The 21,317-nt window shown below is 65.3% G+C and carries 20 protein-coding genes; 7 read left to right on the forward strand and 13 right to left on the reverse strand.

Annotation, left to right across the window (positions count from 1 at the left end):
- Window positions 1-6 precede the first annotated feature (6 nt).
- From ACGLHS_RS16105 to gcvA, 10 genes are all read right to left on the reverse strand, one after another.
- Complete coding sequence (locus ACGLHS_RS16105; protein ID WP_394481138.1) at window positions 7-1,227, reverse strand: MFS transporter; 1,221 nt, start codon at window positions 1,225-1,227, stop codon at window positions 7-9.
- Between the two features lie 200 nt (window positions 1,228-1,427).
- Window positions 1,428-1,781 carry a nuclear transport factor 2 family protein gene (locus tag ACGLHS_RS16110; protein WP_394481140.1) on the reverse strand — a complete coding sequence of 118 codons (354 nt, stop codon included), beginning with the start codon at window positions 1,779-1,781 and terminating at the stop codon, window positions 1,428-1,430.
- 230 nt (window positions 1,782-2,011) lie between these two features.
- Window positions 2,012-3,526, reverse strand: a complete 1,515-nt coding sequence (locus tag ACGLHS_RS16115; RefSeq protein WP_394481142.1) for a WD40 repeat domain-containing protein — start codon at window positions 3,524-3,526, stop codon at window positions 2,012-2,014.
- A gap of 971 nt (window positions 3,527-4,497) precedes the next feature.
- Window positions 4,498-4,833, reverse strand: a complete 336-nt coding sequence (locus ACGLHS_RS16120) for an SMI1/KNR4 family protein (RefSeq protein WP_394481144.1) — start codon at window positions 4,831-4,833, stop codon at window positions 4,498-4,500.
- A gap of 40 nt (window positions 4,834-4,873) precedes the next feature.
- Entirely contained in the window at window positions 4,874-5,290 is a 417-nt protein-coding gene (locus ACGLHS_RS16125) for a hypothetical protein (RefSeq protein WP_394481146.1), read from the reverse strand.
- 133 nt (window positions 5,291-5,423) lie between these two features.
- A complete protein-coding gene (locus ACGLHS_RS16130) occupies window positions 5,424-5,633 on the reverse strand; it encodes a DUF4287 domain-containing protein (protein WP_394481148.1) in 210 nt (69 codons plus the stop codon).
- A 150-nt stretch (window positions 5,634-5,783) separates the two neighbouring features.
- The gene (locus ACGLHS_RS16135) at window positions 5,784-7,214 is read right to left on the reverse strand and encodes a carotenoid oxygenase family protein (RefSeq protein WP_394481150.1); all 1,431 of its coding nucleotides are present in this window, start codon (window positions 7,212-7,214) and stop codon (window positions 5,784-5,786) included.
- 20 nt (window positions 7,215-7,234) lie between these two features.
- Window positions 7,235-8,275, reverse strand: a complete 1,041-nt coding sequence (locus ACGLHS_RS16140) for a MerR family transcriptional regulator (RefSeq protein WP_394481152.1) — start codon at window positions 8,273-8,275, stop codon at window positions 7,235-7,237.
- Between the two features lie 159 nt (window positions 8,276-8,434).
- A complete protein-coding gene (locus ACGLHS_RS16145) occupies window positions 8,435-8,776 on the reverse strand; it encodes a hypothetical protein (RefSeq protein WP_394481154.1) in 342 nt (113 codons plus the stop codon).
- A gap of 96 nt (window positions 8,777-8,872) precedes the next feature.
- Window positions 8,873-9,760 (reverse strand): transcriptional regulator GcvA, encoded by an 888-nt coding sequence (gene gcvA / locus ACGLHS_RS16150; protein WP_394481156.1) that lies wholly within the window; start codon window positions 9,758-9,760, stop codon window positions 8,873-8,875.
- A 78-nt stretch (window positions 9,761-9,838) separates the two neighbouring features.
- Here gcvA and ACGLHS_RS16155 point away from each other — a divergent pair, with 78 nt between their 5' ends.
- Window positions 9,839-11,002, forward strand: coding sequence for an MFS transporter (locus ACGLHS_RS16155; RefSeq protein WP_394481158.1), 1,164 nt, complete (start codon window positions 9,839-9,841; stop codon window positions 11,000-11,002).
- Window positions 11,003-11,072: 70 nt separating this feature from the next.
- Window positions 11,073-11,693 (forward strand): pyridoxamine 5'-phosphate oxidase family protein, encoded by a 621-nt coding sequence (locus ACGLHS_RS16160; RefSeq protein WP_394481160.1) that lies wholly within the window; start codon window positions 11,073-11,075, stop codon window positions 11,691-11,693.
- 69 nt (window positions 11,694-11,762) lie between these two features.
- On the opposite strand, the gene ACGLHS_RS16165 is transcribed toward ACGLHS_RS16160, so the two are convergent.
- The 3 genes from ACGLHS_RS16165 to ACGLHS_RS16175 form a co-directional block, all read right to left on the reverse strand.
- A complete protein-coding gene (locus ACGLHS_RS16165) occupies window positions 11,763-11,924 on the reverse strand; it encodes an HHHH-motif protein (protein WP_394481162.1) in 162 nt (53 codons plus the stop codon).
- A gap of 142 nt (window positions 11,925-12,066) precedes the next feature.
- Window positions 12,067-13,365: an MFS transporter gene (locus tag ACGLHS_RS16170; protein WP_394481164.1), complete on the reverse strand. Its 1,299-nt coding sequence runs from the start codon at window positions 13,363-13,365 to the stop codon at window positions 12,067-12,069.
- Window positions 13,366-13,446: 81 nt separating this feature from the next.
- Window positions 13,447-15,339, reverse strand: coding sequence for a M48 family metallopeptidase (locus tag ACGLHS_RS16175; RefSeq protein ID WP_394481166.1), 1,893 nt, complete (start codon window positions 15,337-15,339; stop codon window positions 13,447-13,449).
- A gap of 232 nt (window positions 15,340-15,571) precedes the next feature.
- Between ACGLHS_RS16175 and ACGLHS_RS16180 the strand changes: the two genes are divergently transcribed.
- From ACGLHS_RS16180 to ACGLHS_RS16200, 5 genes are all read left to right on the forward strand, one after another.
- Window positions 15,572-16,360, forward strand: coding sequence for an SDR family NAD(P)-dependent oxidoreductase (locus ACGLHS_RS16180; protein ID WP_394481168.1), 789 nt, complete (start codon window positions 15,572-15,574; stop codon window positions 16,358-16,360).
- 13 nt (window positions 16,361-16,373) lie between these two features.
- A complete protein-coding gene (locus tag ACGLHS_RS16185) occupies window positions 16,374-17,234 on the forward strand; it encodes a CmcJ/NvfI family oxidoreductase (RefSeq protein ID WP_394481170.1) in 861 nt (286 codons plus the stop codon).
- Window positions 17,231-18,562 carry an LLM class flavin-dependent oxidoreductase gene (locus ACGLHS_RS16190; RefSeq protein WP_394481172.1) on the forward strand — a complete coding sequence of 444 codons (1,332 nt, stop codon included), beginning with the start codon at window positions 17,231-17,233 and terminating at the stop codon, window positions 18,560-18,562. Before ACGLHS_RS16185 ends, ACGLHS_RS16190 begins: the two co-directional genes overlap by 4 nt.
- Before the next feature lie 72 nt (window positions 18,563-18,634).
- The gene (locus tag ACGLHS_RS16195; protein WP_176801117.1) at window positions 18,635-19,849 is read left to right on the forward strand and encodes a multidrug effflux MFS transporter; all 1,215 of its coding nucleotides are present in this window, start codon (window positions 18,635-18,637) and stop codon (window positions 19,847-19,849) included.
- Window positions 19,849-21,303, forward strand: a complete 1,455-nt coding sequence (locus ACGLHS_RS16200; protein WP_394481175.1) for an MFS transporter — start codon at window positions 19,849-19,851, stop codon at window positions 21,301-21,303. Before ACGLHS_RS16195 ends, ACGLHS_RS16200 begins: the two co-directional genes overlap by 1 nt.
- The last annotated feature ends 14 nt before the right edge of the window (window positions 21,304-21,317 follow it).

Here is a 21,317-nt window from a genome sequence, read left to right on the forward strand (position 1 = left end):
CCAGCCTCAACCCGCCGCCACGGGCAAGTGGCGCAGCCCCGCGACGCGCGAGGCAAAGATGATCGCAGCCTGCAGCACGAACCCTGCGAGCGCCAGCAGCAGGCAGGCCGGCTCTCCCCATGCCGCGCCGACTGCGCCACCCAATGCAGCGCCAATGGGGCGTGAGCCCGCGTTGATCGTGAGGAACACGGCCGACACGCGGCCGAGCATGGCCGCGTCGGTCACGCTCTGGCGCAGCGTGGTGGTCGTGATGACCCAGACCATCGGCCCCGCACCGAATAAAAAGAACGACAACGCAGCCAGCGATGCCGTCGGCACGATGAGCGTCGCGGCCATCGTGGCTGCGGCAACGACGGCCACGGCAGGGCCGACCTGGATCGCGCGGCCGAAGGGCATGCGTGCCACCACGCGCGACGTGAGCAAGGCCCCGGCCACCATGCCCGCGCCATACATCGCAAGCGTGAAGCCGACCGCCTGCGCGCCCAGGCCCAGCACGCGCACGGCATAGGGCACATACCCCGCCTGCAACACGAACCACGAGATGTTGAAGACCGCGCCCGTCATCAGCATGGGGCGCAACAACGCGTGCTGCCAGACGAAGCGCGCACCGTCGCGCACGTCGAGCAGCGGATGGCGCCGCGATGCCGTATTGCGTGGCGCTTCAGCCAGCTTCAGCAGCAGGCCCACGGCCGAGACCGAGAGCAGCGCGGCCAGCACGAACGCGGCCGGCGCACCGGCCCATGCAACCAGCGCGCCCGCCAACGCGGGGCCGGCGGTGAAGGCCGCGCTGCGCGCCAGCTCCAGCCGTCCATTGGCCGTGGCCAGCGCCTCGCGCGGCACGAGCGCCGGCACCAGCGCGGGCGCCGCGACGCTGAAACCCACGGTGCCCACCGCGCCCAGAAAACCGAGCACCGCCAGCCAGCCGATGCTCAAGCTCGACGCGAGCACCATCGCCAGAAGCACCAGCAGCGACACTGCCCGCAGGGCCTCGGACCAGACCATCAACCGCCGCCGCGACATGCGGTCCGCGAGCAGGCCCATCGGCATCGACACCAGCAGAAAGGGCAGCGTCTGGATGGCGGCCAGGAAGCCGATTTCTCCAGGCCCGGCGCCGAGTGCGAGCACCGCCACCAGCGGTACGGCTGCAAGGCTCAGTTGTTCGGCGGACTGCGCGGCGAGGTTGGACCACGCGAGGTTCAGGAAGGGGCGGGGGAGGGTTGCGGACATGCGGGACGGTCTTGAAGAAGAGGAAGGTCTTGGGGAGAGGCTTCATCTTGCGAGCCGGGGTCGTCGCGCGCTGGCCGTTTACGGACCTGACAGCGATTCGCGGATCGGGCGTTACCTGCAGGCGGCTTTGGCCGCTGTCTGGCTGGCCGACTGCCTGTCGGCCGGATGCGGAAGTTCCGTGAACGCCTGACCTAGCTTGGTCAGGGCGTGGTGGAGGTTGCCGTGGTCGCTTGGGTCATGACGGTGGCCCAGGCACCATCGATGCGCTTCCAGACTTCCACGACCCACAACCCGCCGCTGAAAAAGCGAGTGACCACAAGGTCGCCTTGCTGCTTGTGCTGCTCGCGTTCGCGCGGGACATAGGGCCGCTGCTTCTGCGTGGCAAGGTTGCCGATCCGCTCGGCCCGAGACATGAATTGGCCGTTCTGCTGAACAGTCGTGAAGTCGCTCGCGGTGTACTTGGCCCACTGCGCCGAATCGACGGCATAGAAGGCTTCGTCTCGGGCACGCATAGCGGCTTGAAGGTCTGGAGGGAGCGTGTTTGTGTCGGTCATGAGAGCACTGTAGTCGTCATGGTCGAGGTCTGTTGTGGGCCCACTGCTGTCGGTCGGCCGTGCGTAAAGCCGTCAACGTGTCCGAGTCGAATGACCTGTTAGACGCCGTGTTTATCGATGAAGTGTTACCGCTTTTCGATAACGAAGGATTTGTAGAAGTCCCTGCGGTGCTTCGCAAACGGCGCGTCAGGTAAGCCGTAGCTCAGGGCGACTGCTCTAGCGAGAAATTGTCATCTCGCCTTGCTGATGTCAACAACCGAAATGGACGCGCGTTTGCCGGAAATTATGGTCGACATCGAAGGCAAGTAGACGATGGAACCACTGCCTTTTTCCTTTAGGTCAATGAGGTTCCTGCTGCCGCTCTCGAGGTGGAGAATCTCTAGGAAATTGTCGAAGCCTTGGGTGTCGCCTTTTCGAAACCCCACCATGGCGAGCCGGGCCTCCCCCGGGATGAAAACCGTCGCGCCGACGAACCCCAGAGAAACATCGCGCGAACGCAGTCGCTCCAGAGTCCCGGCCGACCACTCGTCCAGGTTGCCGCGCTGAGGCAACGAGTAGAGGGACTGGCCCTTGTTGAAGAATTGGACGCCGAGAACCCAGTTGCCCATCGCATATGGCACGGCAGCCGCAACACGCTTCAGTGCGGGCGTTGGAGACTTGGTCAGCTTCCAGACTTCCACGCCTCCCGAAGCCGTCCCGATGCCGAGCTGGTCTGTAGGCGCGTCATAGGCTATCGCGGTCACCACGCCTCCCACCTGTCGGAAGGCACCCGGCAGCAGTTCCCCGCGGGTCAGGTCGAAGATGCCCAGTCCGTTATCTGTGCCTAGCACGAACAGGTTCGGGTCGGAGGTCTGCACCACAGGCCCGCGCGACCGCTCGATGGTATGGATGATCGCCCCTGATGCAGTGTCCCAGACATGCGTGGCATCGTGTGCGTGGTAGTTGGAAAAGAAGACTCGGCCATCGGACGAAAAGGTCAAGCGAACCGGAGCCTCGGGCGCCTTGACCTCCGTCCTCGCGTTGGCCTGCTTCCCATCCCAGATGTCGATCGCTCCCGACTCACGTCCAACCAAGAAGAGGTCATTCCGTGTGTCGAAAGCCATGGTGCGCACGCCGTCACGCGCTTTGATGCTTGACAGTTGCTTGTTAAGGTTTCGGATGAACTGCGGGTCGATGCGCGAAGCGGAAGCGCGCGAACCCATGTCTTCAGACTGTCCAGAGGGCGCCCGTCCCCCAGTGAACTCGAGCTTATTGACAGCTGTTCGCCGAGCGATGCAGGCCGGCGAATCCGTCGAGTAAGTCCTGAGCGCTGAAAGCAGAACGCCCTCTTGTCGGCGGAGAAGGGCGGGGTCAGCCGAGGATAGATAGAAGAAGTCGGCCTCGTCGTCGTTCACAACAACGTACCCGTACAACGTATGGCCACGGAATGGGGACTTTAGCTGTCCGTTCTGCATATTTGCACTGACGTCGCAATTGGAAGCAAGGAACACCTTCGCCTCCTTTCCATCTCTGGTCTGGATCACGTCCTTCGTAGCCAGCTGGCAATTGTCCTCGGTCGCCGCAGACCAGCCGCCAGGAGACTTGTCGTCCCGCCAGAACCGGTTGATCGAAAGGAAGACCCGTGGACCGGCAATCTCGGACTTTGGCACCAGTACCGGAATGTTGGCGTAAGTCTCCGACATGGGATCTAGCGCCCAGTCTCCATTCGCGGTGAAGGAAAAGTCACACTGGGTCTGACCAATCATGAACATTTCTCCGCTCGTTCTGCCATTGGGAGACGACACGCAACCGACTACGAACAGGCCGAGAACAATCGTCGGCCATTTGCATAGCCTGCAGACCCCACGACTCATCGAGTTACCTCCTGCGGCATCTCGCGTCCACTGTGGGTTGAGTAGCGATTGGAGCTAGCGAGAGTAGGGCTGCCAGCAGGCCTTCTTGCAACTCCACCAAGGAAAGTGGCAAAAGGCAACGTGTCGAGAAGAGCAGACGGGTCGCAAGGCATCGGAATCTCCTTGACATTTAACGTGGAAATGACCGGAGGACAGTAGGCCGGCGAAAGCCGGCCGATAGCCGCTCGGGCGGCACCACCGGGCGCTCGGTGTTTTGCCCAAGAGAGGGCTTTCCCATAAATAGAGTTTCTTGAGTCGAGTTTGAGCGTGCTTTAGAACGACCGTTCTTGGCCGACTGTAGCCGGTCACAGGGCCATCGCGAAGGTGCCCTAAATGGCTATTGCATGCCTTGAAGCGGTCACTCATGAAAGCACGTTGTATGGCTCTGACTCAGTGCCTCGACCCCTATGGATGTAGTTGTCTTCACAGACAGGACATCCTCGGTTCCACGTGTATAAGGAATGAACGGCGCAGTATGGCGCTTGCTCTCCTGGAGCAAACGAAGCCACTGTCAGTTTCTCGGTTCCGGCTTCGACGAATGCCGGCAGTCTTCCAAGCTCAACGTGTGCGTCCTCCCATCCGAGGGATCGGAAGAGTTCAACCGGCTGACCAGCATCTATTGCTGTGCCAAACAATCGGTGAACGTCGATTTCCCTCCATCCTGTCTGTGTGGCCATCCACTTCCGAAACTCTCGCTTAGCGTCTGCGCGAATCTTGGCCCACACCGAGAAAACGGCTATTTCAGTCATGTTTTTGAAGCTCCACGACTCGACTCAATGGTTCTTCCCAATAGACCGCTTCTGGCTGCATGCAGGATTCAAGGGTCACTTGCCCGACGACACCGCCCGCTGAAAACCCTGCGCAAGCTCGAGGAAGTCGTCAGCCACCTTGATTGCCGCTTCTGACTCCATGCCGATCATCGGAAGCATGAAGACAGCGCCAACCGCGTCGAAGGCATAGATTTCACCACCGCCGTTCCCAGCGAAGGCCACGAAACCCGGCGCATACACGTCCATGTCCATCTCTGAATCGGCGGTGGCGACCCCGTCTTCGCCCCAGAGGATCACGTAGTGTTCCTCACCCGACAAGACAGCGAAGCCCTCAAATAGACCGTTCGTGTCGATGAAAGCGCGGTAGACAGCGGGCAGCTGGAAGGTCATTGGCAATGTCTGGTTCTGGCCAACAGCCGTACAAGATGCATCAAGGCGGGGCACAGCGTTCTTTGACCCACTCATCCACGAGTGGATCGTCAGTTGGAATGATATTTTTCGAGAGTGCCGCTAGGTAGCCTTCCCAATGTTCGGATGGCTCATCAAAGTCCAGTTCTCGAAGGGTCCACCAACGATCAAAGACCTGAATGCTTATGGCATCGGAGCCCAGGACTTTCTGCGCATCCTCCGCACGCGAGAGAAAGTCATACTCACGCATCACTGCAACATGGAGCAGCTTGACTGCTTTCGCAACAGTACCGGGTCGCCATGCTGAGCGATCCGCCCAATACCTGCTTGTTAGCTTCGCTTCAAGCAATAGCTCAGCGCTCCCTGCTCCTGCTAGCTCGGGAAAGGTCGATTTCGCCTCTGCCGTAGGCTCGATATAGAAATAGCTGATATGTCGCATAGGAGTGTTGACTACTTCTTCAGGTCATCTCGCCGATTGCGTGAATAACTGCTTCGAAGCGATTCAGAACATCTTGGCGAGCGTCCGGTTCTGGCCGACTGCAGACATACGCTCTTGCCTCGTTTGACGAGCGCTACTTCTTCGCAAGAAACGAAGCAACCAAGGCGTTCGCATGCCCATGACCAATCTTGTGTTGGGTCTTGAGCTGATTCACAAGCTCCATATGCTTCAGCGGCCCCGCCTTCTCAAGAATCGCCATCCAATGCGCGATCGGCTGGGCGTAGGTCTTCTCGATGGAGGGAAAGTATGAGGCGGGTCCTTTTACCTTGGTTGTCTCGGCCATGAAGGGCTCCTTCTTACGTTGAGAGAGTGCGGTTCGTGTTGGTGAAGGTCTGATTCTGGTCGACTGTATCCGGTCGCGCGAAAGAACCTCGAGCCGATTTCTGCTGCTCGATCCTCTTGAAAGCGGTCACTGGCCGGTGGCCCGAAAGGGTCAAGCGCGCGCAGGTCGCCAGGTTCCATGGAAGCCGAACGGTACGCGGTGCGGCAGGCGGGCGACCGCAACCGGTCCCGCTGCCAGGTCCATTGCATCGAACACCAGCAGGTCGCTGCGTTTTTCCTGTTCACGCCAGGCCACGGCAAGCAGCCAGCCGTCGCCCTCGGCCGCATCGGTGGCGCGCGGCACGAACACCGGCTCGGACACCACGTCTCCATGCGGCAGCGTGTGCATGCTGCGTTCGCCGGTGTCGAAATCGAAACGGGCGAGGCTGTCGTAGAGCACGCTTTCCGAGTCATCCCTTGCGCGCGCCGTCGCATGGCAGGTGTAGAAGCCGTAGCGGTTGCGCCGGCCCATGTAGCGTTCGTCGATGCGTGGAAACTCCGCCACCAGGTCGTCGAGGTACTCGCGCCGAAATCCTGTGCCTGTACCGCTCAAGTCGAACGTCCAGCGACACAGGCGCGCAGCCATGGCGTCGGGGTCACCGGCAAGGCCTTCGGCATCGGGCAGTCCGGGCGCTGTTTCCGACTGCATCACATAGGCCACGACGGTGGTGCCGTCGTCCCAGGCATTCATCACATGGAACACATGGCAGGGGTCGGCGTCGAACCAGCGCAGTGTGTCTGCCGTGCCGCCGCGCTGCATCACGCCAACATGAGTCCGCAGGGCGGCGTCCCAGGCCAGCAGTGGCTTGCCGCGCATCGCGCGCTCGACACTGAGCGTCAGCGGCGTGATGGGAAAGAGCACATGCCCGCGCGTCACCATGAAGTCGTGCGCCATGCTGGCGTAGGGCGCCTTGAATGACTCGAGCCGCGTGACCTCGCAGTGCTTGTCCATCACGCCATAGAGCATGGTCGGCGAACAAGGGCCGTCGGGCGAGTAGGCAAAGAAGTGCAGTTCGCCGCTCTCGGGGTCCACCTTCGGGTGCGCGGTGCAGCGCGAGCTCACACGGTCGCCAAAGCTCTGATGCCCTTTGGAAGCCAGCGTGCAGGCGTCGAGCTCAAAGGGTTGATGCGACTCTTCGAGGGCGAACAACCGGTCGCCATGCCACAGCATGCTGGTGTTGGCCGTGCCACCGTTGCGGCCATGCGCCAGCGGGTCGCTGGTGGCGGGGTTGCCGAAGGTGCCGAAGAGTGCGCGCCCGGCTTCATGTTCGAGCTGCCATTTCGGCGTGCGCGCCCAACGGTTGCTGTACGACACGCTGCCCTTGTCGATGTGGAAGGCATGCACCATGCCGTCGCCGGAGAACCAGTGGTAGTTGTTGTCGCGCGGCGCGTACTGCGGGCTTGGGCCGACACGGTACAGGCTGCCCGACAGCCCGGGCGGCATCGTGCCTTCGATGTGGAGCTGCGCAATGTCGTGCTCCTCGGTGAGCGGTGCGTAGTTGCCGGTGAAGAAGTGAGGGTTGGTCTGTGTTTCTGCGTTCACGTAAAGCCTTTGGAATTCATTCAGGCGGTCGATGTGCCGTTCAGGCGCGCGATGGCTTGCCCGACGTAGGCGGCCAATGTCTCGTCGATGCCTGAGCCAACCCGCAGCGCCGGATCGTGATGAAACGCGTGCTGCAGCTTCGCGTGCAGCGCGGCATCGCCGCCGGCCTTGGCGAGCGATAGCTCATGCCAGCGCTGCGCCAGCGCACGCATGGCTTCGTCATCGATGGGGGTGCCCGCCAACATCTGTTGCCGCACCTCGGCGATGAGCGGCGGCCACGCATCGGTCTGCGCGACGTAGTGCTGGCGCAACTTGGCCATGTCGCGGGCGCTGCAGTAGGGCGCGTAGAGCTGGAGGCGCGCGAAGGCCATCGCGTGCGAGATGTAGCGGATGCCTGCGCGGTCCACACCGGTCAGCGCGTGGAGCGACGGCTCGTTCCAGTGCATGGCGTAGAGCTTCATCAGCAGACCTTCGTCGCCGCCGGCTTCTTCGAGCAGCAGCTCAATCCAACGTCGCGCCAGGGCCTGCGCTTGCGGGCTCTCGGGCGATACGCCCGCGGAGACCAGGCGATGCAGCCACGCCGACAACTCGGCGCGCTCGGGCGCCGTGGCGTCAGTGAAACCGTCGCGTTGCGTCTTGAGCGTGCGTTGTTCGTCGTCGTTGAAGTACTTCGAACCCGCGACCATGTTTTCGAGTGCGAGAAGCCAGTCGTCGATGCCGGGTTCTTCGCTGGCCTGCAACTGGCCCTGCACCGCGAGCAGATGGGTGCGCAGCGCCGACGCTTGCAGGATCTCGCGGTCGAGTTGCGCCACCTGCTGCGCCACGATTTCCGCAATGCCGCCGGCCGCGTTGTCGAGCAGGCCTTGTATGTCGGCGAGCGAGAGGTCGAGCCGCCGCAATGCCTGAATGCGGTAAAGCCGCGCCACGTCTTTCCGCCCGTACAGGCGGTAGCCGCCACTGGACCTTTCGGACGGCACCAGCAGGGCGATGTCGTCATAGTGCCGCAATGCGCGCACGGTCAGCCCGGTGCGCCGGGCCAGTTCACCAATCCTCAGAAACATGCCTTCCCTCTCAAGTTGAAGGCATCCTAGACCGTGCCGTTACGAGAGGGTCAAGGCCTTTTGGTGGCTCGCGGTTGCTCTGCCATCAGCTTTGATGCGTCCGAGGCGGCTCTGGCAAGAAGCTGGACCGTCGTGCCGAACCTCCGGTACTGGCCGACTTCAGTCACATGGCTGAAATCGCTTGCACTCGGGCACGACACGAATCGATGTCAGCGTGTTCTCACCATCCAGATGCTTCGAGGTGAACCTTACCCAAGAGCCTTCCGGAATATCGGCCGTCAACGACCGGTCGAGCAGCCTGAAGGTCTGTGTGGTGAAGGGAACCTTGGATCTGGGCAACAGCTTCAATCGCACGTAGAGCTTGCCGCCAGGTTCTTCAAACGAAGACGCGAGTCGCGCTCGCGTGGAGACCGCGGCCGGGTCATTGGTTTGCGCTGTGGCTGCGCTCGCTACGACTGCGCACATCGCGACCGCGATGGTTCTGCGGAACGCACTCGACATCGTTGCCTCCTCGGGTGTTGGTCAGCCCTGATCGGCATTCTGCATTGCTCATCGAGGTCCGGCCTTGGTCGATGGCGCCCACATCAATCAGGCGCATCACGCGTGCCCCGCCAACATGTCCTCGAACCATTCAGCGACGTACTGCGCCTCGGGCGCCGCATCCGGCGCAAGACCGTAGTAATAGCGATCGAGCGTCATGCGCGAGGTGGGCAACGGCGATTGCAGCCGGCCCGATGCGAGGTCGTGCGCGACCAGCGAAGTCGGTGCCAGCGCAATGCCCAGGCCATCGACCGCAGCCTGCAGCACGAAGTGCAAGTGATCGAATTGCAGCCGGCCCGCGGGCCGTGTGCGCGGTGCACCGACCTGCTTCTTCCAGGCGTCCCAGTCTTCCTTGCGCGTCTTTGCGGACAACAGCACATGCGATGCGAGCGCGCGCAAATCGGACAGCGGATGCGCCTTGAACAGCGCTGGCGCGCCGACCACCAGCACTTCGTCTTCAAGAAAGGGCCGAACCTTGATGGACGGCGGCCAGCCGTCCAGGCCACGGCGCACCGCGATGTCGAAGCTGTCGAGCGCCTGCTCGGGCATGACGGTGCTGGTGATGACCTGCGGCTCGATGTCGGGGTAGCGCTCGACGAACGAAGGCAGGCGCGGAATGAGCCAGCGGACCGCGAAGGACGGCCGCACGTTGATGCGCACCGCGCGCGCCGGCCCCTGTGCCTGCAACGCACGCGCGGCCGATGCGATCTGCGCGAGCGCGGGGCCCACGTCGGCAAAGAACTGCTGGCCCTCGGCGGTCAGCACAACCTGCCGGATACGGCGCTCGAACAGCGCCACGCCCAGGAAGGCTTCGAGGCTCTTGATCTGCCGGCTCACCGCGCTGTGCGTGACATGAAGCTCCAGCGCCGCGCGCGTGAAGCTCAGGTGGCGGGCCGCGGCGGCAAAGGCGCGCACGGCGTTGAGGGGAGGCTCTCGAAGCGGCATGCGTGCGATTTTCTCATGCATGCGGGGCGTTAATGTCGTTTGTCGGCGGGCGTTGCGGCGGCGCACCATCGGGGCTCGATGTCCCTCTCTTCACCAGCCCCGAACCCCAACTCCACCGACCTGAATTCGCGCCATGCGGCGATGGCGCTCGGCCTGTCGCTGCCGGCCGATGTGGTGCTCTATCTGCTGCTGCCGATGTATGCCAGCCAGTTCGGCGTGACGCTGGTCGAAGCCGGCATGCTGCTGGCGGCCAACCGGCTGGTGCGCATCGCCGGCTACGGCTGGGTCGCGCGCTTCTACGCCCGCAATGGCGACCGGCTGACCTGCACGATCGCCGTGCTCGCGGCCGCGGTCTGCGGTATCGGCTACGCCACGCTGTCGGGCTTCTGGGCGCTGCTGCCGCTGCGGCTGACATGGGGCCTGTGCTTCGCGGCGCTCAATCTGTCGACGCAGGCGCTGGCCACGGCCGACCCGATCGGCGCTGCGCGGCGCAACGGGCGCTCGCGGGCCTTCATCGCGATGGGGCCGGTGCTGGCGCTGCCGTTGGGCGCGTTGCTGGCGCATGCGTACGGGCCGCGCGTGATCTTCGGCATCCTCGCGGTGTTCTCGTTGCTGGCGTGGTTCGTCACGCGGCGGCTGCCGTCGGCGCCGCATGCGGCCGGCAAGCCGACGCGGCGCTTCAAGTGGCCCAACAGCCTCGATGGCTGGTCGTTCATGGAAGGGCTGGCGCTCGACGGTCTCTTTATCGTCGGCCTCTCGTACCTGGGCAAGGACCTGATGCCGGGCGGTGCGGTGATCGTGGCGGGCGTGCTGATGGCGTTGCGCTACCTCGCGGAAATCTTGTTGAGCCCGGTCGGCGGCCACATGGCCGAGCGCTTCGGCGCCGAGCGGCTGCTGGTGAGCCTGTCGCTCGTGACGGCCATTGCGCTCGTGGGCTTCGGCCTCGGCTGGCTCTGGAGTTGCGCGGCCCTGATCGTGGTGCTGCGCGCGCTGCAGCTGCCTTTGCTGCCGCCCATCGTGGCAAGGCGCACACCGGGGCCGGAGCGCGTGCAGGCGCTGGCCGCGCGCTCGGTGTGGCGCGACATCGGCGCCGGCACCGGGCCCTTGCTGGCGGGGCTGCTGCTGCCGATCGCTTCGCCGCCGTGGATCTACGGCATTGCCGCGCTGCTGCTCGCGCTGATGGCGCTGGCCTGCGGCTGGAATTCGTCGCCCATGGCCGAGACGGCGCGGACGGCGGGTTGAAGAACAATCCTCCTTTCCGCCTACGCGCATTCACACATCCTCGCATTCACTTACCCAGGAACAACTGCCGATGACCTCGTCCCACACCATCGACACCGTGGCCCAGCTCGAAGCCCTGTTCGGCGTGCCCGGTGAGGCCTCGCTCAAGAAAGAGGTGCCGTACCTGCACCCGGCCTACCAGGCGCTGATTGCTGCGTCGCCCTTTGTGGTGCTCGCGACCCTCGGCCCGGGCGGCCTCGATGCCTCGCCGCGCGGCGACCCACCGGGCTTCGTGGCCGTGCAGGACGAGAAGACCCTGCTGATGCCCGAGCGCCGTGGCAACAACCGCATCGACAGCCTGCGCAACATCGTGGCCGATCCGCGCGTGGCGCTGCTGTTCCTGATTCCGGGAGTGGGCGAGACGCTGCGCGTGAACGGCACCGCACGCATCACCGTCGAGCCGGCCTTGCTGGCGCGCTTCGCGATGGAGGGCAAGCCGCCCCAATGCGTGATCGAAGTCCGGGTCGAGACGGTGTTCTTCCAGTGCGCCCGTGCGATCCAGCGTTCGAGGCTGTGGGCGCCGCTGCCGGCGGATGCAAAGCGCGAGGTGCCCACGCCCGGCGCGATTCTTTCGGCGCTGACCGAATCGGCATTCGATGGCGCAACCTACGACCGCGAATTGCCAGCAAGGCAGCGCGCGACGCTGTACTGACCGGATGCTGACCCGCTGCTTCGAGCAGGCGTAAAAAAGCCCGCATGCGCGGGCTTTTTCATGAGGGGATCAGCGCACCCAGTGGCACACGCGGTGGTGATGGCGAGCGTCCCACTTGCACACCTTGTGCTTTTGCGGGTGACGGGGTGCTGCCGAGGCGATGCCAGGGGCCAGCAAGGCCAGGCCGGCAAACGCGAGGATGCCGGAAAAAATGATTTGCTTGGTTTTCATGGTGGTCTTTCTAAGCAATGACATCAAGGATGGATGCGTCTTTCAGGCGCACTCACCCAACGAGCCGGGAGTGCTTTCGGATGACATCCGGAAGGCCGTCATTTGGTAAAGAGCCGGGGCGACTGGGGCGGCCGTTCCGGGCTCAGGCCCGGCCCGGTTCCACGGCCTGCTCGGTGCGCGCGTCGTGCCCGATGATGAGCACCAGCGCAAAGGCCACCACCGACAGCAGCGCCAGGAAGATCACCGCATACAGGTCGTTGCCCATGCGGTCCTTCAGCGCGCCGAAGATGGTCGGGCCGATGTAGCCGCCGAGGTTGCCGATGGAGTTGATCCACGCAATGCCCGCCGCCGCGGCCGTACCGCTCAGCAGGGCGGTCGGCAGGGTCCAGAAGGTGGGCAGCGCACTGAAGATGCCGAAGGCGGCGAGCGTCACAGCGGCCATCTTGGGAACCGGCGCGCTGATCTGCGCGGCCAGCACGAGGCCGATGAAGATGCAGGCCAGCGGAATCAGCAGGAACCACTTGCGCTCCTTGCGCGCGTCGGAGGCACGCGTCCAGAACAGCATGGCGATGGCGCCGACCAGGTACGGAAAAGCGTTGATGAAGCCGATCTCCACATTGCTCAGCCCGCCAAAGCCCTTGATGATCTGCGGCAGGAAGAAGCTCAGGCCGTACAGCGGCACGGTGATGCCCATGTAGACGAAGCCCAGCCCGATCACGCGCGGGTTCAGCAGCGACTGTTTCCACGAAATCTTGTGGATCGACTCGCGGTTGCGGCGCTCGGCGTCCAGCGTCTGCTGCAGCCAGTTGCGCTCTTCGTCGCTGAGCCACTTGGCATCCTTCGGGCCGTCGGGCAGGTACATCAGCACGACGAAGGTCAGGATCAGCGAAGGCAGCGCCTCCAGGATGAACAGCCACTGCCAGCCGTGCATGCCGCCGATGCCGTCCATGTTCAGGATGTAGCCCGAGATCGGCGAGCCGATGACGGTCGAAATCGGAATCGCGAACATGAACCAGCCCACGATGCGCGCGCGGTACGCCGCCGGAAACCACAGCGTGATGTAGAAGATCACGCCCGGAAAGAACCCCGCCTCGGCAATGCCGAGCAGGAAGCGCACGACGTTGAAGCTGGTCGAGCCGCCCACCCATGCCTGCGCGGCCGACAGGACGCCCCAGCTGAACATGATGCGGGCGATCCAGCGGCGTGCGCCGAAGCGCTCCAGCGCCATGTTGCTCGGCACCTCGAACAGGAAGTAGGCCAGAAAGAAGATGCCCGCCGCGCTGCCGAACACGGCGGCGCTGAAGCCCAGGTCCTTCGACATGGAGGCCCCGGCAAAGCCGAGGTTCACGCGGTCGAGGTAGGCGATGAAGTAGCTGACCATCAGGAGCGGCAACAGCCGCCAGCTGATCTTCGAGATGGTTCTCTGTTCGATGGGATTCATGGTGTCTCCGGTGTTGTGTGGATTGGTTTTTGTGGAGCTGTATCGGATGCGGGGGAGGGCGGCCGTTGCCGCCGCGCGGTGCTACTGAAGTGCTGGTTGTTCCTGCTCCTGCTGCTGGTGGTGTTGTTGTTGCTGCTGCGCTCTCATGATCTGGTGCCGTTGCCAGTAGTGGCCGACCGCGGCCTTGAAGTGTTCTTTCTGCTTGCCCAGTCCGCCCAGCTTGACCTTGGTGGTGCGTGCCCCGCCGAGCTTGCGCTTGTCGGGGTGGGTGACGATCAGCGTGTCGCCGAAGCTGCTGTCCTTGTAGGTCAGGCCCTTGACCTCGTCCCACGGAATCGGCGATGCACCCTCGGCGCTCGGGTGGAGGCCGCTATAGCTGATGTCGATGCGGTTGCCGTTCTTCAGCGCGAAGCCGATCGGCGGAAAGTGGCGCAGCACCACGGCACGCTCTTCTTCGGTGGCGGGTTCATAGCGGTAGGCGAGGCTGAGTTCGTGGTTCTCGACGAAGCGCTGCTCGTACTCGCTCCACATGCGCTGCTCGATGGCGGCGGCGGTTTCGATGAAGTCGGCCCACGAGGCCTGCGGCGCGGTCGCGACGATGGCGCCATAGGCGCTCTCGGGCACGTGGTGGCCGACGTTGCGCATGCGCTCGAGCAACGGCGGATGGCTGTCGTAGGGGTGCGGCACGTCAGCGGTCTTCATGGCTTCGATGAAAGCATCGGAGCTCGCATACGGCGGCAGCCCGGCCGCCACGAAGCCAGCGATGCCCAGCGCGCCGTCGTGCTGGCGGTTCTGCTCGAACAGCTTCTGCTCGACGTCGTTGCGGTAGCTGGCGTACGCCGAAATCTTGATGAGCGATTGCACGATGGCGCTCGGTGCCGTAAGGCCCGCAGCCACGCGGTCGGCCTTGTACTCGCGCTCGCGGCTGTCGCGCGCCAGGGCAAACGCAAAGATCATGCGGTACAGGCGCAGGAGGTAGTGCGCCACGATGGTCAGGCCGGCGCCGCGCATCTTCCAGGTGTACTGGTCGAACTGCAGCAGCTTGGGGCCGAGCGCCGCGCTGCTGCGCGTGTCGCCGCCGCCCAGGTGGGCCAGCTCGTGCGCCAGCACCGCGTCGGCCTCGGTCTGGTCGAGCACGCGCAGCAGCGGAATGCTGACGAACAGCGTGCGGCCGTTCAGCGTCTGCCCGCGCACTTCGCAGGGCGCCTCGGTCACGAAGAAGTTGGTGTCGATGCCGGCCACGATCTGGTCGGGCGGCGCGGTCTGCACGCGGCCGGCCAGCTGGCGGATGCGTTCCCACAGGCGCGGGGCATCGGCTTCGGCGATCAGCTCGCCCTCGATCTCGTTACCCGAGGGCAGCGTCTTGAACAGCGTGTAGACCGCATAGAACACGGCCGCCGCGGCCGCGATGCCCGCGATGGCGATCAGCTTGATGTAGTAGCTGTGCCAGAAATAGGCGGTGAGCCAGAACGACAGCCACACCACCATCGCGCCCTGCAGCACGACCTCGACCGCGCTCGACACCGTCATCAGCCGCCAGCCGGCAACGAAGCTCGCATAGCGCAGGCCGCGGTTGGCAAAGGCCAGCGCGCCCAGCACCAGCGCCGCCGCGAGCAGCGCCGCGCCGAGCACGATCGTCCAGATGGCGGCGCGGTCGGCCCAGTGGAACTGCCACTGCATCGAGTAGGGGCTGCAGACCTTGTCGTGGAAGTCCTTGTCCTCGGCGGCGGTGGCATCGCAGGCCTTTGAAAGCGGATGGCTCCGGTAGAACGCCGTGGTCTCGGCCTTGTCGCTGGCGGACAGGCGGGTGTCGGCGGCGATGCGTCTTTCGATCGACTGCAGGAAGGTCGTGTCCTGCGAGCGCAACGCGTATTCGGTAAACAGCAGCGTCGCCGCCGGAATGGCGAAGAGCGACACGAGCGTCAGGAAGAACACGCGCAACAGGTCGGCGCGAATCGTTTGAGCGGGGGCCATGGGTTCACTTCTCCTGGAAGGCAACTGCTGTGCTTTGTTGTTCGAGCGGTCCGGGAAGGCGATAGGGTAGCGGGCGTTGGCGCGATTGCGAAGGGATTGCGAAGCGCATCGCGCATGGCGCGAAGCAAGGTGGGCGTCAAGCGGGGTTGCGCACCGACCTATGGGCAAATAAGGTTATCGCCTTTCTGTCGTTCCACGCCCCGAAGCGCAGGTATAGCCTCCGTGCTCACTTATGACTGTCGCCTCCGTCACTCCCCCGGTTTCTTCTTCGCCTTCGCCTGTCGCATGGATCGCGGGTGTGGGGGCCAGTGCCGGGCTCGGCGCCGCACTCGCGCGGCGCTTTGCGGCCGAAGGTTTTGTCGTCGCATTGACCGGCCGCACGCAGGCGCAACTGCAGGCGGTGGCCACCGAGATCGAAGCGGCCGGTGGCCGTGCCCACGCCTTCGCAGGCGACGTGGCGAGCGAGGCCGAGATCCACGGCATCGCGCAGCGGGTGCGGGTGCTGGGCCCGCTCACGGTGGCGATCTTCAATGCCGCGAGCGCGGTGCGGGCGCCGACGCTCGACATCTCGGTCGACCAGTTCACGCAGGCCTGGCGCACCAGCGCGCTGGGCGGTTTCGTCTTCGGCCGCGAGGCATTGCGCGGCCTGCTGGCCAACACCTTCGAGGCCGATGGCGCGAAAGGGCGGGGCACCCTGTTGTTCACCGGTGCCACGGCCGCACTGCGCGGCAAGCCGCCGTTCGCGGCCTTCGCCGCGGCCAAGGCCAGCCTGCGCTCGCTGAGCCAGAGCCTGGCGCGCGAGTTCGGCCCGCAGGGCATTCATGTGGCGCACGTGGTGATCGATGGCGGCATCGACGGCGAACGCCTGCGCAACAACGCGCCACAACGGGTGGCACAAGCCGGCGACGACGGGCTGCTGCAGCTCGAGGCCATCGCCGAAAGCTACTGGCAGCTGCACGTGCAGCACCGCAGCGCGTGGACGCAGGAACTCGACCTGCGCCCGTTCAAGGAACCGTTTTGAGGAGACACGCTGCATGAGCGTCGGATCGAATGGCCAGATGCTGGCGGCAACGCTGCCTTCGGTGGAGGCAGAGGTCAATTACCTCAAGGCCGGCGAGGGCCGGCCCGTCAGCTACACCTTCGAGCCGCCGCCCGGTGTGCCGTGGGTCACCGGCACGCTGGAGCCGCACCGCGTGAGCATTCGCGACGGCCGGCCGCTGGTGGCGCTGAACGAGCTGTCGCTCGACCGCAGCGGCTTCACGCAGATTTCGCACCGCAGCGTGGTGGCCGATTTTTCGCACGAGGCGACCATTCGCGACATCTACTACCGCGAGTCCGAGGCCCTGCTGCGCGACATCACGGGTGCCGAAAAAATCGTGGTGTTCGACCACACGCTGCGCGACAGCGCGCAAGGTTCGCGCCGCACGGCCGAACTGCGCGAGCCGGTGCGGCGCGTGCACAACGACCAGACTTTCGTTTCCGCGCCACGCCGCGTGCGCGACCACCTGCCACCCGAAGAGGCCGAGGCGCGCCTGAAGCAGCGCTTTGCCATCATCAACCTGTGGCGGCCGCTGGCCACGGTCGAGCGGCTGCCGCTGGCGCTGTGCGATGCACGTTCCATCGCCTTCGAGGACATGGTGCCGAGCGATCTCGTCTACCCCGACAAGGTGGGCGAAACCTATTCGTTCACCTACAACCCGAACCACAGCTGGTACTGGTTCCCGCGGCTGCGGCCCGACGAGGCGCTGCTGCTGAAAATCTACGACTCGCGCGAGGACGGCACCGCACGCTTCACCGCGCACACCGCCTTCGAAGACCCGAACGGCGCGCCCGAGGCGCCGCCGCGCCGCAGCATCGAATTGCGCGCGCTGGTGTTCTGGCCCGCCGGCAAATGAGCGCCGGCAAGCAGCTGCGGCTGGGCGCGTTCATGCGGCCGGTCAGTATCCACACCGGCGCATGGCGCTATCCGGGTGCCTGGCGCGACGCCAACTTCAACTTCGAACGCCTGAAGCAATTGGCGCAGACGCTGGAGCGCGGCCGCTTCGACGCCTTCTTCATGGCCGATCACCTGGCCGTGCTGAACATGCCGATCGAGGCCCTGCAGCGCAGCCACACGGTCACGTCGTTCGAGCCTTTCACGTTGCTGTCGGCGCTGGCGCAGCACACGAAGCACCTTGGCCTGGTGGCGACGGCCTCGACCACCTTCGACGAGCCGTTCCACGTGGCGCGCCGCTTCGCATCGCTCGACCACCTGAGCGAAGGCCGCGCCGGCTGGAACATCGTGACCACCTCCAACCCCGACGCCGCGCTGAACTTCGGCCGCGACGACCATATGGAACACGACGAGCGCTATGTGCGCGCCCGCGAGTTCTACGACGTGGTCACCGGCCTGTGGGACAGCTGGGCCGACGATGCCTTCGAGCGCGATGCCGAAAGCGGCCGCTTCTTCGACCCGGCCAAGCTGCATGTGCTGAACCACAAGGGCAAGCACCTGTCGGTGCGCGGCCCGCTGCACATCGCGCGGCCGGCGCAGGGCTGGCCGCTGATCGTGCAGGCCGGTGCCTCGGAAGCAGGGCGGCAGCTCGCGGCCGAAACGGCCGAGGCTGTGTTCGCCGCGCCGGGCACGCTGGCCGCGGCGCGCAGCCTGTATGCCGACATCAAGGGCCGCATGCGCGCGATTGGCCGCGAGCCGGACCACCTGAAGATATTGCCGGCCGCCTTCGTCGTGGTCGGCGACACACTGGAAGAAGCGCGCGCCATTCGCGCAAGGCTCGACAGCCTCGTGCACTACGACAGCGCCATCGCCTCGCTGTCCATCGCCCTCGGCCACGATGCCTCGAAGTTCGACCCCGACGGCCCGCTGCCCGAAGTGCCCGAGACCAACGCCAGCCAGAGCGGCCGCGCCCGCGTGGTCGAGCTGGCCCGCAGCGAGAAGCTCACCGTGCGCCAACTGGCCCAGCGGCTGGGCGGCTACGGCGGGCTGGCCTTCGTCGGCACGCCGCAGAGCATTGCCGACGAGATGCAGGAATGGCTCGACAGCGAAGGCTGCGACGGCTTCAACGTGATGTTCCCGTGGCTGCCCGGCGGGCTCGATGCCTTCGTCGACAAGGTGGTGCCCGAGCTGCAACGGCGCGGCATTTTCCGGCGTGAATACGAAGGTCGTACCCTGCGCGAAAACCTCGGCCTGCCGCGCCCGGCCAACCGTTTCTTTGCCCAGAATTAGCATCGGCGCCTGACTGCCGGGTGCCCGACCCCACGCCTGCACCGATTGCCGCCCTTGGCGACAATCGGTCCAATGCGTTCTTCTCCTTTCTTCAAGATGGCCCTGCTGCTGGGCCTGCTTTCGGCTATCGGGCCATTCGCCATCGACATGTACCTGCCGGCGCTCCCTGCCATCGGGCAGAGCCTGCAAGCCGACATCGGCGCGGTGCAGATGAGCCTCACGGCCTTCTTTCTTTCGCTGGGCGCGGGCCAGTTGCTGTATGGGCCGATCTCCGACATGGTCGGCCGCAAGCCGCCGCTGTATGCGGGCCTCGTGCTCTTCGCGCTGGCCAGCGTGGGCTGCGCGCTGGCAACCGACATCCAGACATTGATCGTGCTGCGCTTCGTCCAAGGTCTGGGCGCGGCGGCCGGCATGGCGATTCCGCGCGCGGTGGTGCGCGACCTGCACACCGGCACCGATGCCGCGCGGCTGATGTCGCTGCTGATGCTGGTGTTCAGCGTGTCGCCGATCCTGGCGCCGCTCGCGGGCAGCCTCGTGATCGCATTCGCCGGCTGGCGCGGCGTGTTCTGGGCCGTGACCATCGCGGCGGTGGCGGGCCTGGCGATGATGGTCAAGCTGCTCGACGAAACGCGCCCCGCCTCGGAGCGTGTCGAAAGCAGCCTGGGCAGCGCGCTTGCCGCCTACTGGCTGCTGCTGCGCGACTGGCATTACCTCGGGCTGGTCTTCATCGGCAGCTTCGCGATGGCGGGCTTCTTCACCTACCTGGCCAATTCGTCGTTCGTGATGATCGACCACTACGGCCTGTCGCCCGCCATGTACAGCGTGGCCTTCGGCGTGAATGCGGCGGCCTTCATCGCGGCCTCGCAATTCACCGGGACGCTGGGCGAGCGCTTCGGGCTGGTCAACCTCGTCAAGTTCGGCGTGGTGTGCTGCGGCGTGGCCATGGTCGCGATGTTCATCTACTTCGCGACGGGCGGCGACAACATCTGGGTGCTGATCGTCCTGTACTTCATCGCGTCCGGCTTCATGGGCCTCGTGATTCCCACCACCGGCGTGCTCGCGCTAGAAATGCACGGTGCCATTGCCGGCACCGCCTCGGCGCTGCTGGGCACGCTGCAGATGCTGACCGGTGCGCTGGCCATGGCGGTGGTCGGCCTCTTCACCGATGGCCGTCCGCTGCCGATGGTGGCCGGCATGGCCGCCGGCGCGCTCATCGCGCTGGTGCTGACCTGGCTCACGCTGGGCGGCACGCGCGCCGAAGCCGCGCAGGAGGCGCAACGAGCCTGATGAACACCGCATCCGCAGGCGCCGCACGACCGGTGGCCGAAGACTCTTCTCACCGCCAGCCCATCGACGGGCTGGCATCGCCCGAGCGGGGCTGGGCGATGCTGGTCATCATCCTCGGGCTGATCGTGGCGGTGCTCGACGGCACCATCGTCAACCTCGCGCTGCCCGGCATCGCACGTGAGCTGCAGGCCAGCCCGTCGCAGGCGATCTGGGTGGTCAACGCCTACCAGATCGCCACGCTGGTGATGCTGCTTCCGCTGGCCTCGCTGGGCGACCTGGTGGGCTACCGGCGCGTGTATCTCGTGGGCATGGCGGTGTTCACGCTGTCTTCGCTGGCCGCGACCTTCGCCAATTCGCTGGGCACGCTGATCGCGGCGCGCGCCTTCCAGGGGCTGGGGGCGGCGGGCATCATGAGCGTGAACGCGGCGCTGGTGCGGCTGACCTATCCCTCGTCGCAACTGGGCAAGGGCATGGCGATCAATTCGCTGGTGGTGGCCACGTCGTCGGTGGCCGGGCCGTCGGTGGCGGCGGCCATCCTTTCGGTGGCCTCGTGGCCCTGGCTCTTTGCCATCAACGTGCCGCTGGGCATCATCACCTTCGTGCTGGGCATGAAGGCGCTGCCGTTCAATCGCGTGGCGCCGGCGGCCGGGCTGCGGTTTTCTCCGGTCGATGTGGCGCTCAACGTGCTGATGTTCTCGCTGGTGTTTCTGGGCGTCGACCGCCTCGGCGTGCGCGAAGGCGCGGTGGAGGCGGGCGGTTCGCAGGCCTCGGCCTGGGGCATTCTGCTGGCCGGGCTGGTGGTGGGCTTTGTCTACCTGCGGCGCCAGCGCAAGCAGGCGGTGCCGCTTTTCCCCATCGACCTGTTGCGCATTCCGGTGTTCGCGCTGTCGATGGGCACCTCGGTCGCCGCGTTCTGCGCGCAGATGCTGGCCTACATCGCGCTGCCTTTCCTGCTGCTCGACGTGTATGGCCGCAGCCACATCGAAGCCGGCTTGCTGATCACCGCGTGGCCGCTCGCCATCGTGGTGATCGCGCCCATCGCCGGGCGGCTGATCGGCCGCTACCCCGACGGGCTGCTCGGCGGCATCGGGCTGGCGCTGCTGGCCACCGGGCTCGCGCTGCTGGCGGCACTGCCCGCGCACCCGGGCAATGCGGACATCGCCTGGCGCATGGCGCTGTGCGGGCTGGGCTTCGGGCTGTTCCAGTCGCCCAACAACCACACCATCGTCACGTCGCCACCGGCGCACCGCAGTGGTGCGGCCAGCGGCATGCTGGGCACGGCCCGGCTGACCGGGCAGACGCTGGGCGCGGTGGTGCTCGCGGCGGTGTTCAGCCTCTGGAGCCCGCATGGCGGGCATGGGCCGGTGGTGGCCCTGGTGCTGGCGGCAAGTTGTGCCGCGGTGGCCGCAGTCTTCAGCACGCTGCGCCTCAAGACGACAAGCCACGCCGCCTGAATGAGTTAGGGTGC

Origin of the sequence: Variovorax sp. VaC1 (assembly GCF_043658315.1) — a bacterium.
GTDB lineage: Bacteria > Pseudomonadota > Gammaproteobacteria > Burkholderiales > Burkholderiaceae_C > Variovorax.